This window comes from uncultured Pseudomonas sp., assembly GCF_943846705.1.
Classification (GTDB): Bacteria; Pseudomonadota; Gammaproteobacteria; order Pseudomonadales; family Pseudomonadaceae; genus Aquipseudomonas.
The window spans coordinates 2,221,424-2,238,296 of record NZ_OX044366.1 but is presented as its reverse complement, the minus strand read 5'-3'; the positions used below and the strand labels follow the sequence as shown (position 1 = coordinate 2,238,296).

General features: G+C 53.7%; 15 protein-coding genes and 1 tRNA gene. 7 read left to right on the top strand and 9 right to left on the bottom strand.

Features of this window, described 5'->3' with window-relative positions; genetic code table 11:
* Positions 1-9: 9 nt before the first annotated feature.
* The 6 genes from queA to Q0V31_RS10365 form a co-directional block, all read right to left on the bottom strand.
* A complete protein-coding gene (gene queA, locus Q0V31_RS10390; RefSeq protein ID WP_298187594.1) occupies positions 10-1,059 on the bottom strand; it encodes a tRNA preQ1(34) S-adenosylmethionine ribosyltransferase-isomerase QueA in 1,050 nt (349 codons plus the stop codon).
* A 265-nt stretch (positions 1,060-1,324) separates the two neighbouring features.
* Positions 1,325-1,831, bottom strand: a complete 507-nt coding sequence (locus Q0V31_RS10385; RefSeq protein ID WP_298187592.1) for a ribonuclease H — start codon at positions 1,829-1,831, stop codon at positions 1,325-1,327.
* A gap of 310 nt (positions 1,832-2,141) precedes the next feature.
* On the bottom strand, positions 2,142-2,666 hold the full coding sequence (locus Q0V31_RS10380) for a hypothetical protein (protein ID WP_298187591.1): 525 nt from the start codon (positions 2,664-2,666) through the stop codon (positions 2,142-2,144).
* Positions 2,667-2,676: 10 nt separating this feature from the next.
* On the bottom strand, positions 2,677-2,961 hold the full coding sequence (locus Q0V31_RS10375) for a hypothetical protein (protein WP_298187589.1): 285 nt from the start codon (positions 2,959-2,961) through the stop codon (positions 2,677-2,679).
* 258 nt (positions 2,962-3,219) lie between these two features.
* Positions 3,220-3,993: a KilA-N domain-containing protein gene (locus Q0V31_RS10370; protein ID WP_298187588.1), complete on the bottom strand. Its 774-nt coding sequence runs from the start codon at positions 3,991-3,993 to the stop codon at positions 3,220-3,222.
* A 520-nt stretch (positions 3,994-4,513) separates the two neighbouring features.
* On the bottom strand, positions 4,514-5,152 hold the full coding sequence (locus Q0V31_RS10365) for a recombinase family protein (RefSeq protein ID WP_298187587.1): 639 nt from the start codon (positions 5,150-5,152) through the stop codon (positions 4,514-4,516).
* A 939-nt stretch (positions 5,153-6,091) separates the two neighbouring features.
* Between Q0V31_RS10365 and Q0V31_RS10360 the strand changes: the two genes are divergently transcribed.
* From Q0V31_RS10360 to Q0V31_RS10350, 3 genes are read left to right on the top strand one after another with little or no spacing between them, the layout of a single operon-like run.
* On the top strand, positions 6,092-7,267 hold the full coding sequence (locus Q0V31_RS10360; protein ID WP_298187586.1) for an ABC-three component system protein: 1,176 nt from the start codon (positions 6,092-6,094) through the stop codon (positions 7,265-7,267).
* Entirely contained in the window at positions 7,264-7,740 is a 477-nt protein-coding gene (locus Q0V31_RS10355) for a hypothetical protein (protein ID WP_298187585.1), read from the top strand. The genes Q0V31_RS10360 and Q0V31_RS10355 overlap by 4 nt, the downstream gene beginning before the upstream one ends.
* Entirely contained in the window at positions 7,740-9,677 is a 1,938-nt protein-coding gene (locus Q0V31_RS10350; RefSeq protein WP_298187583.1) for an AAA family ATPase, read from the top strand. Before Q0V31_RS10355 ends, Q0V31_RS10350 begins: the two co-directional genes overlap by 1 nt.
* 454 nt (positions 9,678-10,131) lie before the next feature.
* Here the strand turns inward: Q0V31_RS10350 and Q0V31_RS10345 are convergent, their stop codons facing one another.
* Entirely contained in the window at positions 10,132-11,043 is a 912-nt protein-coding gene (locus Q0V31_RS10345) for a tyrosine-type recombinase/integrase (RefSeq protein WP_298187581.1), read from the bottom strand.
* Positions 11,044-11,545: 502 nt separating this feature from the next.
* Here Q0V31_RS10345 and Q0V31_RS10340 point away from each other — a divergent pair.
* The 3 genes from Q0V31_RS10340 (at position 11,546) to Q0V31_RS10330 (ending at position 12,816) form a co-directional block, all read left to right on the top strand.
* Positions 11,546-11,630: transfer RNA gene (locus Q0V31_RS10340), tRNA-Leu, on the top strand.
* 369 nt (positions 11,631-11,999) lie between these two features.
* Positions 12,000-12,212 carry a cold-shock protein gene (locus Q0V31_RS10335; protein WP_298187580.1) on the top strand — a complete coding sequence of 71 codons (213 nt, stop codon included), beginning with the start codon at positions 12,000-12,002 and terminating at the stop codon, positions 12,210-12,212.
* A gap of 109 nt (positions 12,213-12,321) precedes the next feature.
* A complete protein-coding gene (locus Q0V31_RS10330) occupies positions 12,322-12,816 on the top strand; it encodes an RDD family protein (protein WP_298187579.1) in 495 nt (164 codons plus the stop codon).
* Between the two features lie 133 nt (positions 12,817-12,949).
* Here Q0V31_RS10330 and lptG read toward each other — a convergent pair whose 3' ends face one another.
* Positions 12,950-14,011, bottom strand: a complete 1,062-nt coding sequence (gene lptG / locus Q0V31_RS10325; RefSeq protein ID WP_298187577.1) for an LPS export ABC transporter permease LptG — start codon at positions 14,009-14,011, stop codon at positions 12,950-12,952.
* The gene (gene lptF / locus Q0V31_RS10320) at positions 14,004-15,125 is read right to left on the bottom strand and encodes an LPS export ABC transporter permease LptF (RefSeq protein ID WP_298187576.1); all 1,122 of its coding nucleotides are present in this window, start codon (positions 15,123-15,125) and stop codon (positions 14,004-14,006) included. Before lptF ends, lptG begins: the two co-directional genes overlap by 8 nt.
* Before the next feature lie 143 nt (positions 15,126-15,268).
* On the opposite strand from lptF, the gene Q0V31_RS10315 reads away from it, so the two are divergent.
* On the top strand, positions 15,269-16,759 hold the full coding sequence (locus Q0V31_RS10315) for a leucyl aminopeptidase (RefSeq protein ID WP_298187574.1): 1,491 nt from the start codon (positions 15,269-15,271) through the stop codon (positions 16,757-16,759).
* Positions 16,760-16,873: the final 114 nt, after the last annotated feature.

Genomic DNA, 16,873 nt, shown 5'->3' with positions numbered 1-16,873 from the left:
ACGTGCGCGTCATAACTGTTCCTCTGGCCCGCGCGGTGCGGGATTGCGGGTGATAAACATGGCATCACCGTAACTGAAAAAACGGTACTTGCCGGCAATCGCCGCCTGATAGGCCGCCATGGTTTCCGGGTAACCGGCAAACGCCGACACCAGCATCAGCAGGGTCGATTCCGGCAAATGGAAATTGGTCACCAGCGCATCGACCACATGCAGCGGCCGGCCTGGGAAAATAAAGATATCGGTATCACCACTGAAAGCCTTGAGCACGCCATCGCGCGCGGCGCTTTCCAGCGAACGCACGCTGGTGGTGCCGACGGCGATTACCCGCCCGCCGCGCGCACGACAAGCCGCCACAGCATCCACCACATCCTGACCGACCTCTAGCCACTCAGTGTGCATATGGTGGTCTTCGATGCGCTCAACCCGCACCGGCTGAAACGTCCCCGCGCCTACGTGCAGTGTGACAAAGGCGCGCTCGACACCCTTTGCAGCAATGGCATCCAACAGCGCCTGATCGAAGTGCAGCCCCGCAGTCGGCGCGGCCACGGCGCCGGCACGGTCGGCATACACCGTCTGATAACGCTCACGATCGGCCTGCTCATCCGGGCGGTCGATATACGGCGGCAACGGCATATGCCCGACCCGCTCCAGCAGCGGCAGCACTTCTTCGCTAAAACGCAGCTCGAATAACGCATCGTGGCGCGCGACCATCTCGGCCTCGCCACCGCCGTCGATCAAAATGCTCGAACCGGGCTTGGGCGACTTGCTCGAACGCACATGGGCCAGCACACGATGACTGTCCAGCACCCGCTCGACCAGCACCTCCAGCTTGCCGCCCGAAGCCTTCTGCCCGAACAGCCGCGCCGGAATCACCCGCGTATTGTTGAACACCATCAAATCGCCGGGGCGCAGATAATCCAACAGATCACTGAACTGTTTGTGCGCCAACTCACCGGTTGGCCCATCGAGCACCAGCAAGCGGCTGGCACGGCGTTCGGCAAGAGGATGGCGGGCAATCAGAGCGTCTGGCAGCTCAAAACTGAAGTCGGCAACACGCATGGTCAGAGTGGGGTCATCTAGAAGGGCGGCAAAGTTTACCGGAAATCACACATTCTGAACACGCAGTGCATTGACCAACTCAAATACCATCTCTATACTCCGCCGCCATTGTGCCCCGGTGGCGGAACCGGTAGACGCGGCGGATTCAAAATGCCCACTGCCTACTACCAAACCCCTCTAGAACGCACCTTTCAGGCCATCAAGGCCGCTGCTACACCGCTGAGTCACGGTTAAGACTCAATTCTGACAACCTCGTCAGAGATCTTCAAGCCTCCTCCAACAACTGACATTCAGACCTGTTCTTGCAGCGTTTCCTGATGACCTTTCCGTTTGCCCCAAGACATGCCAAGGCATCGGCCCGCTCATTACCTAGCATTCCGTTGCGTGCCTTCACCCAGCAGACGGTGACATCCTTCTCTTGTAGCAACTGGTCAATGCACCGCCATAGGTCGAGATGCTCCGGGGGCTTCTTGTCGGCCCTCTTCCAGCCCCTACTCTTCCAGCCCTCTAGCCAGCCGTTGCAGGCGTCGGCAATGTATTTGCTGTCAGTGTGCAGGGTGATAGGTGCTGTCTTAGTACATCGCTTCAGAGCCTCGACAAGGGCCATTAGCTCAGCCCTGCTGTTGGTCTGCGGCTCGCCCCGAGGGACTGGCCCGGCAATTTCTAATGTCTCCCCTTGGGGATTGGTCAGTACTGCACCCCAGCCTGCCTTGGCGCTAGGCCTTCCATTGTTGCGGCATGCGCCGTCGGTATAGATGGTGTAGGTGGTCATTGGTAAGTGTTCCTTATTAGATGCACGGGCAGGCCTCCCCCTCCTGACGCTTCTCAGGTGGAGACCTCCGGTGATGCAGGTCAGGTAGTCGAGGCCAAGGCCTTCGGCTGAGACCAAGATTTTGGGGACGCCATGTGATGGCTGAGAGTGGCGCTGAGTGCTTCGCCCAGAGACGGCCTTGGCGGTGGTCTTTGCATGGATTGCCTTTGAAGAGGCAACTACAGCAGCTGCACCAGAGCGAACACCCGGAGACCTCTAGGAGGTAGTGGTCTTGGTGGTCTCTTATATATTGCGACGTTAATTCAGCTCATCAGGCTGCAATGCCTTCCTGCTCTTCGTCATCGAAATATTCAGCACCTGACTGAAGCTCAGCTATGCGCTCGAAGGTTCCGACGGGCATTCCAGCTAACAGATAAGGCATGGCCATTCTCAGCGCCTGAACGTATCGCTGGGCCTGTCGAACCTCAACAAGCAGCAGGGCAGAAACGCCGGCGGCAGTGATGACAGACAGTTGGTCAAGAATCGCCAGCATATGCCGTACAGACAGCGGAATACTGCGAGCATTGGGGCGATACCAATCAAGACTTGCCACTCCTCGAAGAACATCATCCAGCCATGCTGGGTAGCCATAGGCTCTGACCGCTTCTTCGTCCTCACGGAGCAACGTTCTAAGACCTACGAAAGGATTGCAAACCGCATCAGGCTTGCGCCCTCGCCCACTAACCTTTGCATTGGCGACCAAGCCAGAAAGCCGCGTCCTTCGCTCCTCAAGCTCACAAATTCGGGCCTCCAGCCGCCGACTGAACTCCAGCAACTCTTCGGGCAAATTTTCCATGCCCCCTCCTTCAGCGACTGAGCTTTGCCGGGGCGAGAGCCTTCCCACCCATGCGGTTGACTGGGCCAAGCTGCAGCCAGTGAGAACCATCCTTGTCGCCCTGGGCGAGCGCCAAGAGGTCGGCAAGCGATTTGCTCAAGCCAGCGATTAGAGCCAGCTCCAGTGACTCGCCAAGACGTGTGTCGCGCCCCTTCAGCTTCGCTAGAGCGTTGGCCAGTTCAACCAACTGAGTGGCATGGTCTCGGCGCATGTGGACGTGGAAGCGGACAAGTGAATCAGGTGTGTGGTGTTTCATTGGGTAGTTTTCCTTTGTGATAGGCGAACGCGAGCGCACCGCTAGGGGTAGCCCTGCAGGGTGTCGGGAGATGTCGCCGGGGGAGTGTTAAGAGGCAGTAAAGGGCCGATAAGAACGGCTTTCTTTTCTGCTAGTACTGGGGGTAAAGGAGGCAGGTAGACTCAGCATTACATACGGCTCAGCACCGCCCAAAGAACGCTTCAAGAATCTTCTGCACTTCGTAACAGACACCTCGCAGGATGTAGTCGACGTCACGCATTACGCTGCCTCCTTGCTCAGGATGAAGCGCAGCTCGGTGAGGCCTTTAGGTGTCACGAAGACCTGAGGGAAGCTGCGGCCAGTGCCTGCCTTGTTACGGAAGCGAGTGACCAACCAACCTTTATCCCGTGCCATCGCTGTTGGGGCGTCTGTATCGCGCTTCGACTTCCAACCGATAGCCCTGAGGAAACGGTTCAGAGCGATGGCGCTCGGCATGCCCAATGCTTCAGCGGCCTGCGTGGCTGTGAAGAAGCCGTCGTTGCTGACCAAGGTGTCGTAGCCGATTGCCTTAGGGGTCAGTGTGGTGACTTCTTGAGTGAGCTGCAGGTTCGCCTGCTCCAGTTGCTCACGTTCCTTAAGGGACTTGACCAGCTCTTCCAGAGACGCCAGATAAGTCTGAGGCAAGGCAAAAGAGGCGGACTCTTCCGGCTTGGTGATGGTCAGCTCAGCTTTCTTGTTGAGGATGTCGTCGATGACCATGTCGCAGAACACGGCGAACTTCACGTCCAGCCAGCGGGCGAAGAAGACGGCCAGCTTAGGGTGACCCCAAGTGCCTGGGGCGCGGCCCCCGCGTACTGCCTGGACTACAGGGCAGTCCGTGGATTTCACGGTTTGAGAAAGCGCGTCGACGTAATCGACAGTATCAGGCGACCGCATGAAGTTGCTCAGGTCTTTACCGTAGACCTTCGCAGCCTTGGTCATGTTGAAGTAGCCGTCCTCGCGGAAGCTGAAGGTCTGGCCGTTGTAGTCGCGGGTGATGATGTTGTTGGTCATGTCGTTCTCTCCAAGATGTTGATAGGCGGCGAAGGGCCGCTCGAAAGGTTCTGAAGTGATTCAGCTAGTACTGGGGGTAATTACGTTTGGGAGGCCTCAACCCCGCTTGGGGCGTGGCCTGTAGCCCGGTGGAAGAGGCGCGCACATGGCTTACTGCCCGAGCATTTCGCGGATGTTCTTAGCGACTGCCTCAGCGCTCTGTGCCTCGGCCAGCAGGTCTTCTGCTTGCTCTTCCAGGGCGATGGCCTGCTCGGTCTTCTGAGCGGCGACTGCCTTGTTGCGGGCGGTCAGGTCTTCCAGGGCGGCCAGGGTCTTGTTGAAGGACTTGAGGTAGGAGAAAACAACAGGGGAGCGGACAGGGAGAGGAATGGTTTTGCTACGGACGGAGAATCCGTTGAGGGGCAGGACTTAAATGGTTATGCAGCGGACTGGTTATCCGTGGATGAACCACAAGATACGAAAAACCCCCGTTGGGTGACCTCCGGGGGCTTCGTCTTTGTGCTGGTGCTGGTGATAGGCGTCAGGCTGTGGCGCCTTCCTTGGCCTTGTCCCTTGCCCTGATAACAGTGCTGGTGCTGACCCCTAGGAGCTTGGCAGCTTCGCGTATACCAGTGCCTTTGCTTAGCAGTGCCATGATGCGGGCGTGCTTCTCCTTGTCTACACCCCTTCCCTTGTATGCCCCCTGAGCCTTGGCCTTAGCAATGCCCTCGTCCTGCCGTCTGCGGCGGTCTTCGTAGTCTTTCCGGGCAACCGCTGCGAGCATGTCTAAGAGCATGTCATTGATGGCCCCAAGCATCCGCGAGGTGAAGGCGTCAGCAGTGGTGGCGTTGGGCGCGACTAAGAACTGGTGCGAGGTAGGCAGATCCAAGGCAACGACCCTCACATCCTTAGCCTTAATGGTCGCCCTGAGCTGCTGCCAATCGCCCTCAGTGAGACGGCTAAGCCTGTCGACCTGCTCAACCAACAGAACATCCCCCGGCTTGGCGTCGGCCAGCAGCCTGAATAACTCGGGACGCTGCAAGGATGCCCCGCTCTCGTTCTCTGTGTAATAGCTGGCGATGGTGAGGCCGTGGCTATGGACGAAGGTATCCAAGGCAGAGCGTGCGCGGCTGGCGTCTTGCTCAGTAGTGGATGCCCGAAGATATGCGCGGACAAACATTGGCGACAACTCCTCGTAGTCGTTTAAGTGTTGCCACCATGCATGTAGCCGTATAAGTAGTCAACAGTACACAAACGACAACGCAAACGAAGGCTGCCGCTGTAGTCGATGAGGTATACCCAAAGAGAACGGCTTGGACTGTGGCGTAGAGATGATAATTTCCTAGACCGAGGAAAGGACGCAGAGCTGCACCGGGGGATATCAAGGCTGCACAGCCAGCAATGGGCGGAGCTATGCTTGGGCGGAAAATGATGCTCGAAATGCCCCCCCCGGCACGGGGGAATCAGGGCAGAACCATTGTTACAGAAGGCCGCTCATATTTTTCTGCCAGAAACATTCACTCTTGAGTTACCTACCTAAAGCAAGCAACTACAGGAGCACCCACGGGAGCAAAGGCAGGTGTAACGCAGAGCTTGTGTGATCTATCGGCATGAGTAACTGCAAATTTCGACGAGCCAGATGCCCCATCTGACCAGTCATAACGTAGTAACAATAACGACCAGATAGCATCCAACCCAAAGCGACCAGAGGATAAACTCAAGCTTCGCAGCGAAAGCAGAACCTCAAGGAGGCGTCGAAGAAGCCTAACCTCTACTAAAGGGGGGCGCGCGCACCAAAATGCTACTGGGTTGTATGCTCGACTAATGGCTTCCCCCCCCCTCAAAAGGCTGAATTTACGCTCAAGCATTCCTTGTTTCTTGGGTACGTGGCGAGTTAGCTCCAATCAAGCTCCTAATTTTCTCAGCGCTAGAACTAAACTGAGCACCAAGTAAAAAAGCTCTATCTAGCTTAGACGCCCGAAAACTTGACGATCCAAGTCTCGCATGGAGAGCGCACCAAGCTACAAATAATGGCTCATTGACCTCATCGGTGGTAGTGTTTTCAAGATTTCGCATCAAGGAATTTAATGTTTTAGCTTCCTAGGGATATGAGGCTGTTATGAGTACTACTAAAAAACCATTGGCTGTAGTGTTTGTTCATGGGTTTACAGGCGGAATTAGTACATGGAAAAACTTAAGCGGTGAAACATTCAAAGATTTATTATTAAAAGAAGCTGACCTATCAGAAACCTTTGAAATGGTTGAGTTTGAGTACTTTTCCAAAATAACTGATATTTTCCACGCTGACATAATCCAAAAAGCCATATCACTGTTCGGACTTAGGCCAAAGGTTAGATATAATCGGCCGATAAAAAATCTCGCCGATGAACTAAGAAGTTTCATACAGCTAAATCTAGATGAGCATGATGGCATTGTTCTTATAGGGCACAGCATGGGAGGCTTGATTTGCAAGGAAGTCATACTCAGCCATGTGCAGGGTGACGGGCCTGAAATTATAGGTTATGGCTCTATTGCGGTTCCTCACAAAGGGTCTTTGGATTCAATACTGCTCTCGCTTTTCAACGTGAATAGCAAAGAACTAGTCCCCTTGAACGCATACAACAGTGAACTTAACAATCGATGGATTGATAGAAAAAGCAAGCTTCCCGAATCTGTTTACGTTATTGGCCAACATGACCAGTATGTCCCTCAGTCAAGCGGTCTCCCCTTCACAACCAAATTCCTAAATATCCCCCACGACCATAATACAATATGCAAGCCCCAATCCAGCAAGGACAGCGCGTACAAAGCCATTCAGAAATTCTTAAGAAAAATCTCAAAAAATAATAAAATGCACTCTCTTTCAACGCTTACATATGAAGAGGCGTCACCCGATTACGACAAAGAAATTTTTGTAATAAAAATGATACTTTGTGATATCGGTGAGAAAGGGATTGAGGACGCAAAAGAATCCTTTTTTAACGCAGAAATCATCACAAAAGCGGCAGATGAAGAAGATAAAAATCTACTTCGCGAACTGAGAGTCAAAGTAATTTCTCTCTACAGGCAAACATTTAATTATCACGCAAATACTGGCTCAACTCCTAATATGATCTTTGGAGAGGTGCACCAAAAATTATTAAGTGAAGATAAACACGCCCTTGAAGTAGGTGCGAGCTACATCAACTTTCTTCACAAAAAAGGCCTATTACACCAAGAGGCAAACAAGGAATGCACCACCGTAACATGGTCAAACAGCACATCAATTGAAGAAATCAAGAGCATGCTGGCATGAGCATAGACTATGCTTTTTTTGATTTCAGAGAAGAGCACTACTCTGCGCTTTATCGTGCCTGGCTTATAATTTACAAACTCTCCGAAAATCGAAATAAAAAATTACAACTATCTATATATAAGGCTCAGCAAATTGACCACATAGTTAAGAGCCCCAAACTATTCAAAAATGCCTGCCAATTCCTGAGTGGGCCTCACTCAGCTAACGACATTCCTGAATCACTATATAATTCAGAAGTGAAAAGCACGGGTGCCTTCGACAAGAAGGAATTTCTAACCAAAGTAATGCTACTTTCAGAAGCCGGTATTGTGGAGCTAATTAGAGATGACGAGCACTTTCTAATTAAGTGCCTAACACCACCACCAACTTCAGAACTACCAACACAGGTACAACTTGAAAGTCAAATTGTGGCGATTAAAGGACTGATAAACAAATCAGAATCAGTCTTGAACAAAATCATATTGGGTGGATAATGGATAGCAACCCCTCTCTAATCGTGCATCGATTGATATTAATGGGCATCGACGGTATATATGAGGCCAAGTTTAAATTAGGGCTTAACATTATATGGGGCTCGATGGACTCCGGAAAATCCACCATACCCCATATGATAAATTATTGCCTAGGCGGCTCAAACAAGAAAATACTTTATGATGAAGTTAAAGCAAAGGTAAGAACGCTATTCCTTGAGCTATCACTCAACGGGAACATATATACAGTAGAGCGCGCTCTAAACGAACCCAAGTCAGCCGTAAAAGTATACTCTTGCAACTTCGATAATAGAGGGGAAGTTTTCCCTCAGTTCATGGCCGCAGACTCTAACGGGAATATGCCTGATGGCTGGTTATCAGATTTCATTCTTGAAAGCCTCGGCATTGCACGCGTTAAAGTCAAAGAATCATTGACCAGACCTGATGCTGACGAAGACCGACTTAGTTTTAGAGACCTAATGAAGCTAATGTTCCTAAAGCAAACAGATGTAGGCTCTGACGGACTTCTGGATTACAAAAACCAAGCTGTATTTATTAAAAACGTAGCCATCCAGAAGTTTGTTTACAACATCCACGACGAGCGACTTTCCTCGCTAAACACTCAGCGAAAGCAGGAAATTGACATACTCAAGCAACTCAAGAGCTCCCAAGATATTCTTTCAAAGTTTTTGAGAGAAGTAGGAATATCTCTCGATGAATTTGCTTTCGGGGATAAAATCGACGACACCAAGAAAAAAATTGAGGAACTAGACGAAGCAGTACAAAACTTAAAAACAGATTTCAGCTTGAACTCTAAAGCCTCCATTGAGCTACGAAAAACCCTAGGCCAACTGAGAGACAACCTAGACGAAAAGACCAAACAAATCGCCTCTCTAAAAAAGCGCATCACCGAATTTTCCAAGCTTAAAAGCACGTATCGGATTGAGCTAGATAACATCAAGATTTCAAAGTTGTCTCGTCCATTTCTGAGCAACGTACCTGTTGAAAAAACCATTGCATGCCCTACGTGCAGCAGTAATTTAACTATCGCCTCTCAGGCCATACCTGAAAACGAAATAAATTCGATTGAACGATCTGTTAATAATAAAATATCTGGACTTGACGACACCATAAAGATCGCTCTAGACAAGATAGAAACTCTCCAGACCGAAGCTGCTCAAGTAGAACTTCAGATTCAACAGCACACACAAATTTTTGACGTTAATAACCTTTCCAGCATATCCCCCATCGTATCAATGATCGAAACAGCAGAGAAAGCTAAGGTTCAGGCACATGTAGAACTGGCTCATCTCAAAAAAAATCTATCCATATACAAAAAGTACAGTGAAACTCAAGAAAAAATAAACAGCAAACAATCCGTCATCTCCAACTTAGAAATTTTAATCAAAAATATTGAGGCCGGACTGATTGACGCAGATGAAATCATCTCGAAACTCAGGACTACTTTCACTAGATATATAGAAAAAAGCGGCGTTCAGAACGTACACAGCATCTCCTACAGCAAGCAGTTCGTCCCACAATTTAGAAACATCTCTTATTACGACCATCTTTCTGGTGGAATTAGAACTGTTATGTCTCTTGGCATGTATATAACAAGACTTGCATACTCCATAGAAGAGGCCTGCAACATCCCTCCATTTTTGATGATAGATACACCGGGCCAAAATATAGGCCGAAAAAGGAGCCCGGAGGACGACGACTCGGTTTCAGACCCAGCTATTTATGAAAAAATCTACTCTCAACTATTAGATGTAGTAAGCCTAGCGAAAAATAATGATACCCCCTGCCAAGTGATTGTCGTTGACAACGACCTCCCGGACATTTTGTCTGGCCCTGAAAACTCGAAAAAATACCACTTAGTCAAACGATTCCAGAAGAACAATCCGAAGTTTGAAAAAGGGTTAATTCACGACGCATAAAACCATTCATAATATGCAATTAATAACTTTATGTGATTGGCATTTTTTGGCATGCCATGATTTATGCGCCAGGCAAAACCTTCTCAACTTTGAGTGTTGCCGGCGCAGCTGTACAGGTGAGATTCTAAAAACCCCATTAGCCGCTCGCCATAGAACACTCAAAACCAACTTAAAGTTAAACCACATAACTACGCGACTTTGCCTGCAATAGCTCTCAAACTACATAAACCTCGGCGCATACTGGTCAGTATTTAATGTAATCTACATATAGATGGCAATTCAATTGGACAGATAAACATTATCGCCATAACGCAGATAGCGTCACGGACGTGAAATACTGAAAGACTCGCGAGCAAACCTCAACTACGGGTAAATCCTCGGCGGAGGCGCTGTGATGTTTGCGCGCCCCTAGGAATTTGGTTAATAAGTCTAAGCAGAAACCAAGATATGAATCCTATAACTGAGGCTCGTCGAAACTATCATCTACAACCGCAACTCTTCGCACCTCCTCGAAAGCATCCTCCACCTGCTGCATCGACTCCCGTAAATCTTCAACACTCAGCCGCAAATAGTGCTTCATGGTCACGTCACCACCCACGCTGTGGTTAACCATCCGTTTGACCGTGGCCAAGTCCTTAAGCGTCCTCTGAGCGATGGTGACAAACGTCCGCCGCAGGTCATGGGGCGACCACTTGAACTGCAGTTGATTGACCAGATGCTCAACCATCAACTCCAAGCGGCGGGTCGTGAGATGGAAGACCAAGCCTTGACGCCCCTCACAGTGAACCTTCAGCAGGGCAAATAGACGCCTGCACAGAGGCAACCGGTGGTCGCTGCCGTTCTTGGTGTCGTGGAAAGTGACTGTCTTTGCCTGCCAATCAATGTCCGTGGTCTTCAGCCGCAGCGCCTCCCCTCTCCGGCACCCAGTCAGGGCGATGAAGACAAAAGCCGCCGATGCTTCCTTGTCGGGCAATGCTTCAACTGCTCTCCACCACCTGGGCTGCAAGGAGTCAGGAATAACACCATCCCTTGGCTTTATGTGGTGCAGCCCTCCCATTGCCTTGAGCCTCTTAGTCGGGTTTATCGTCGTGATGCCGTACTTAGCAGCCCCGAACGACCAGACCGCAGAGAAGATGCGGGCAAGCTGGTTGGCCTGCGCCTTGGACTTGGCACTGACTTCATTGAAGCGCTTCTCGAAGATGTCTGACGTGATAGCTAACCACCCCCTTTCTAGCCAGTCAGCGGCATAGCGGTTGAAGACCTTTTGATAGTCGTCGGCGGTGGATGACTTCAGTTTTCGAGTGTTGCGGTAGACATTGAAGACCGCCTGCAGTGTCGGTGCGGGCTTGGTTTTTGGCTTGGTCACCGGGACTGGTGCCGGGGGTGACGCAACCTCAACCCGAGCGACATCCGTCCTTGATGCAACACCAAGCATTGCCCTGAGAGCATCCAGCGCTGCCGCCCTAGCCTCCTCCGCGCTCATTACAGGCCAATGCCCAAGCGTTCGATAGCTTCCCCGTAGTCGAACCCGGAAAACCCTTGAGCGCGCCCCTGCGACCATCTGAAAGCCCAACAAGTGGCTGTCGTGGATAACCTGCCGAGTGCTGCCTGAACAATTGACCCGCGCGACCGAGGAATCGGAAAGGAGAAAGCGTCTTGCTGCTGAGTTCTGCGTCACCATTGCTACACCGCTGCGTCACCAAAGTGCATGGGCGTGACTCAGCTGCGAACGGCCAAAAACGGGCCATCCGCACTCAATGGTCTAGCGTCAGGAAGTCTTGAAGAGGACTGAAAGCATTGAAATACAAGGATTTGCAGCAAGTGCATTGACCAATGCAAATACCATCTCTATACTCCGCCGCCATTGTGCCCCGGTGGCGGAACCGGTAGACGCGGCGGATTCAAAATCCGTTTTCGAAAGAAGTGGGAGTTCGAGTCTCCCCCGGGGCACCATAAATCTCGAAAAAGGCCTTGATTATCAAGGCCTTTTTTATTGCCTGCAATAAAGTGCTGGTACACCAGCACAGCGGCGTGACGTCGCCTTAGAAAGGCCCTCGACGCGCACAAAGCCCTTGCTGACGACCGTACAAAAGCGCCCTCAAGGCCAGTATTTACATGCCCTGGCGGGGCTTGGCATGCACCTGAATGTTGGCTAGAGTTTCCCCACTGTGTTTGCATGGGTCGCCGAAAATCGTGGCCAGGCGCAGTAGATCAATAAGATCCGCTACAGCCAGCTCAACCTCGCACACCGCCTTGCAACCAGTATCAGCCCCTCATCACGGGTAGCGGCTGTCATCAACTCTAGGTTCAAGGAAATACACTATGTCGAATCGTCAGAACGGTATCGTCAAATGGTTTAACGACGAGAAAGGTTTTGGTTTTATCAGCCCTGAAAGCGGCCCGGATCTGTTCGTGCACTTCCGTTCGATTCAGAGCAATGGTTTCAAGAGCCTTAAAGAAGGCCAGAAGGTCAGCTTTATCGCTGTGCAGGGCCAGAAAGGCATGCAGGCTGACGAAGTTCAAGTGCAGGAATAATCCTGCCACCCTGAAGAACCCCTGATGGCAGCATCAGGGGTTTTTTATTGCCCTCTGATGCCGCATTGTTAGCGCCCATTCCGCCAGCCTACCGAGTAAAGAGCCAATCATGCCGAAACACCTGCTGCGCCCGCAGGGTGAATTCCCCAGCGCCGGACTGCTCCGCCGCCTCGCCGCCATGTTTTATGACGCCCTGTTGTGCATCGCACTGCTGATTGTGGTGACCTTTATCTACAAACTGATCCTGATGGGCTTCTATGGCGAGGCGCAGCTCAAGCAGATGTCCGATGCCGGCGCACTGGATGGCGACCCCCTACTCTCGACCCTGTTGCTGCTAAGCCTGTTCGGCTTCTTCGCCAAGTTCTGGACCCACAGTGGCCAGACCCTGGGCATGCAGGTTTGGGGCCTGCGTATTCAGAACCGCGACGGCTCAGCTGTCAGCCTGTGGCAGGCATTACTGCGCTTTCTGGTCGCCATTGGCTCCTGGCTACTGTTCGGCCTGGGCTTTCTCTGGATGCTCTGGGACAAACAAAAGCGCAGCTGGCATGACATCTATTCGGACAGCCAGGTCATTCAACTGCCGAAGAATATTCACAAGAAGTAAACCGCAGGCATACAAATGCTCGGGAGCCATTTTTAACGTCGCGCAGCGACGGCCCGAAGGGTCGCCGCCATGGATGGCAGGCTATAAAAAAGCCGGCGTGCACATCGGGTGCACGCCGGCTTTTTTCGCCTGATTAACCGGCGCGACGCAGCAAGAACATCCCGACCAGTGCGCAGATACCGGCTGGGGTCAACACCGCCAGCAGCGGTGAGAAGCCGAACACCAGGCTCGATGGCCCGAGCAGGTCCTGGCTGATCTTGAACACGAAGCCTACCAGCACCCCAGTAAACACCCGCTGCCCCAGTGTCACCGAGCGCAATGGGCCGAAGATAAAGGAGATCGCCATCAGCACCAGGGCGGCCGTCACCAATGGCTGCAGCACCTTGGTCCAGAACGACAGCCAGTACTGACTGTTGTTCAGCCCCTGCTCGGCCAGGTAGTGAATGTAATCCCACAGTCCGGTCATCGACAACGCATCCGGGGCCAGCACCACAGTGCCGAGCAATTGCGGGGTCAACTCGACATCCCAGCGCTCGCTAGCCTGTCGGATGACTTCACTGCTGCGCTCACGGAAATGCGTGGTCGCCACGTCTTCCAGCTGCCAGTGATCACCCTGATACTGCGCGCGCCGGGCAAAGCTGGAGGACTGCATGTGTTTCTGCTCATCGAAGCGGTAGCGGGTAACCCCCAGCAGCACGCCATCGGGTTGCACGGCGTTGATGTGCACATACTCTTGCCCCTGGCGATGCCACAGACCGTGCTTGGAGCTCTGTGCGTCACCGCCACCTTGAGCCATGGCACGACTCGCCTGAGCCTGGTTCTCGCTATAGGGCGCCAGGTACTCGCCAATCAGCACGCCGACCAGCATCAGCACCAGCATCGGCTTCATCACCGCCCAGACTATCCGCCCAATCGACACGCCGGCCGCGCGCATGATGGTCAGCTCGCTGCTACTGGCCAACGAGCCCAAACCGATCAGGCAGCCAACCAGCGCCGCCATGGGTAGCATTTCATAGATGCGCCGCGGGGCTGTCAGCAGCACATAGCCGAGGGCATCGAGCAGGCTGTAACTGTCCTCGACATCCCCCAGTTCATCGATAAAGGCAAACAGCAGGGCCAGCCCCACGATAATCCCCAGCACCGCGATGATGGCGATAAAAACCTGGGTACCGATATAACGATCCAACTTAACCACGGGCCACCTCCTGCGCCACACGAGGGGCCGCCCAGCGCAACCGCAGCGACTCCCAATTCAGCAACAGCAGACCGATCAACGCGAACAGCCCATGCACCCACCACAAGCCCAAGGCGGTTGGTATTGTTGCTTTATCCAGTGCGCCACGCGCACCGATCAACAGCGCCAAATAAGCCATGTACAGCAGAATGGCGGGCAACAACTTGAGAAAGCGCCCCTGCCGTGGATTGACCCGAGACAGCGGCACCGCCAGCAAGGTGACCACAAAAACCAGCATGGGAATCGATAAACGCCACTGCAATTCAGACTGCATGCGTGGATCGTCACTGCCAATCAGCTCGCGCGTCGGGATCGCCTCACGCTCCATCACATCCGCTGCCACTTCCGGCTTGGGCAGTAATACACCGTATGTGTCGTACTTAATTGCGCGGTAATCGGCCTGACCCGGATTGCCGTCATAGCGGTAACCATTTTCCAGGATCAGGTAACGACTGCCGTCTGCCTGAATTTCCTGACGCCCGGACTCCGCCACCAGCACAGAAATACCGCGCTCCTTGTCACCTTGGCTCGACAGCTGCGTCTCGGAGATAAACACCCCGGCCAACGAACTGCGATCCTCGGAAAGATCTTCGGTGTAGGTCACCCGCGCGCCACCTTTCATTGACTGAAAACGCCCCGGCACCAGGGTATCCAGCTCGGTCAAGGCGCTCTGCTGGTTGAGAATCCGCGCCACATGCTCAACGCCTTGTGGGGCCAGCCCCAGGCTTAACCAGCCGGCGAGCAGCGCAACCAAGGTGGCGGGCGCCAGGCTGTAGGTAAATAAGCGCTGCTGGCTCATGCCGGTGGCCGAAAGCACCGTCATCTCGCTGTCCAGATACATCCGCCCATAGGCCAGGAGAATGCCGAGGAACAGCGCCAGCGGCAGGATCAGCTGCAAGAAGCCGGGGATCCGGTACGCCATGATCATCAGCAGCACCCCAGGATCAAGCATCCCTTGCGCCGCCTGGGCCAAATAACGAATAAAGCGGCCGCTCATAATAATGACCAGCAGCACGGCACTCACCGCACTCAGGGTCAGCAGCACTTCACGAGACAGATAACGGAAGACGATCAAACCAGACACTCCAGGGTTGTCAGGCTCAGCTGGCTAAGCTCAAACTAGCCAAACTGCTTGCCGGCGCGCCCAACGGGCGCACCTTGAAATTTAAGCCGGCATTATCCTGCAATAGCGACTCGTTGTCTTGGGGACACCACGTAATGGAATTTATTGTTAAAAGCGCACGCCCAGAAACTCTAAAAACCGCCACCCTGGTTATCCCTGTCGGCGAAAGCCGTACACTCGGCGCAACCGCCACGGCCATCGACACCGCCAGCGCAGGGGCCATCAGCGCCCTGCTTAAGCGTGGCGACCTGACTGGCAAGCTCGGCCAGACCCTGCTGGCGCATAACCTGCCAGGCCTCAAAGCAGAGCGCGTGCTCCTGATCGGCACCGGCAAGGACAGCGAGCTGTCTGACCGCCAGTTACGCAAAGTTGTCAGCAGCGTTTACAGCAGCCTGAAAAACCTCGGCGGCGGTGACGCGGCCCTGGCGCTCGACGAACTGCAGGTGAAAAACCGCGACACTTATGGCAAAACCCGCCTGATGGTGGAAAGCCTGGCCGATGCCGGTTACTGCTTTGATCGCTTCAAGAGCCAGAAAGCCGAAGCCGGCGCACTGAAGAAAATCACCCTGCTCAGCGACAAAGCCGGCCTGGCTGACGCCCAGCGCGCCAGCAGCCACGCCCAGGCGATTGCCACGGGGATGGCCTTCACCAAAGACCTCGGCAACATGCCGCCGAACCTTTGCCACCCAAGCTACCTGGCGGAAGAAGCCAAAGCACTGGGCAAGGCCTACAAGAACCTTAAAGTCGAAATCCTTGATGAGAAGAAGCTCAAGGAACTCGGCATGGGCGCGTTTCTCGCCGTCGCTCAGGGCAGCGATCAACCACCACGGATGATCGTCCTCAACTACCAGGGCGGGAAAAAGACCGAGAAGCCCTTCGCCCTGGTCGGCAAAGGCATCACCTTCGACACTGGCGGCATCAGCATCAAACCCGCCAGCGGCATGGATGAGATGAAGTACGACATGTGCGGCGCCGCCAGCGTGTTCGGCACGTTGAAAGCCGTGCTCGAAATGCAGCTGCCGATCAACCTGGTCTGCCTGCTGGCCTGCGCCGAGAACATGCCGAGCGGTGGCGCCACACGCCCTGGCGACATCGTCACCAGCATGAGCGGACAGACCGTGGAAATCCTCAACACCGACGCCGAAGGCCGCCTGGTGCTGTGTGATGCCCTGACCTATGCCGAGCGCTTCAAGCCGCAGGCGGTGATCGACATCGCCACCCTCACCGGCGCCTGCATCGTCGCGCTGGGCAGCAATGTCTCCGGGCTGATGGGCAACAACGACGAGCTGGTACAGCAAATCCTCGCTGCCGGCCTGGCTGCCGACGACCGCGCCTGGCAGTTGCCGCTGTATGACGAGTACCAGGAACAGCTCGACAGCCCGTTCGCTGACATCGCCAATATCGGCGGGCCGAAAGCCGGCACCATCACCGCTGGCTGCTTCCTTTCGCGCTTTACCAAGAGCTACCACTGGGCGCATCTGGATATCGCCGGCACGGCATGGATCAGCGGCGGCAAGGATAAAGGCGCGACCGGCCGTCCGGTGCCGATGCTCACGCAGTACCTGCTGGACCGCAGCAACGCCTGACAACCGGCCTCGGATCTGCTGCGCGCCGACGTCTGGCGCGAGCGATCCGAAATAGGCGCTACACACCAGGCGCACTGTAGGAGCGGTCTTAACCGCAATTGACTGGTAAGCTGC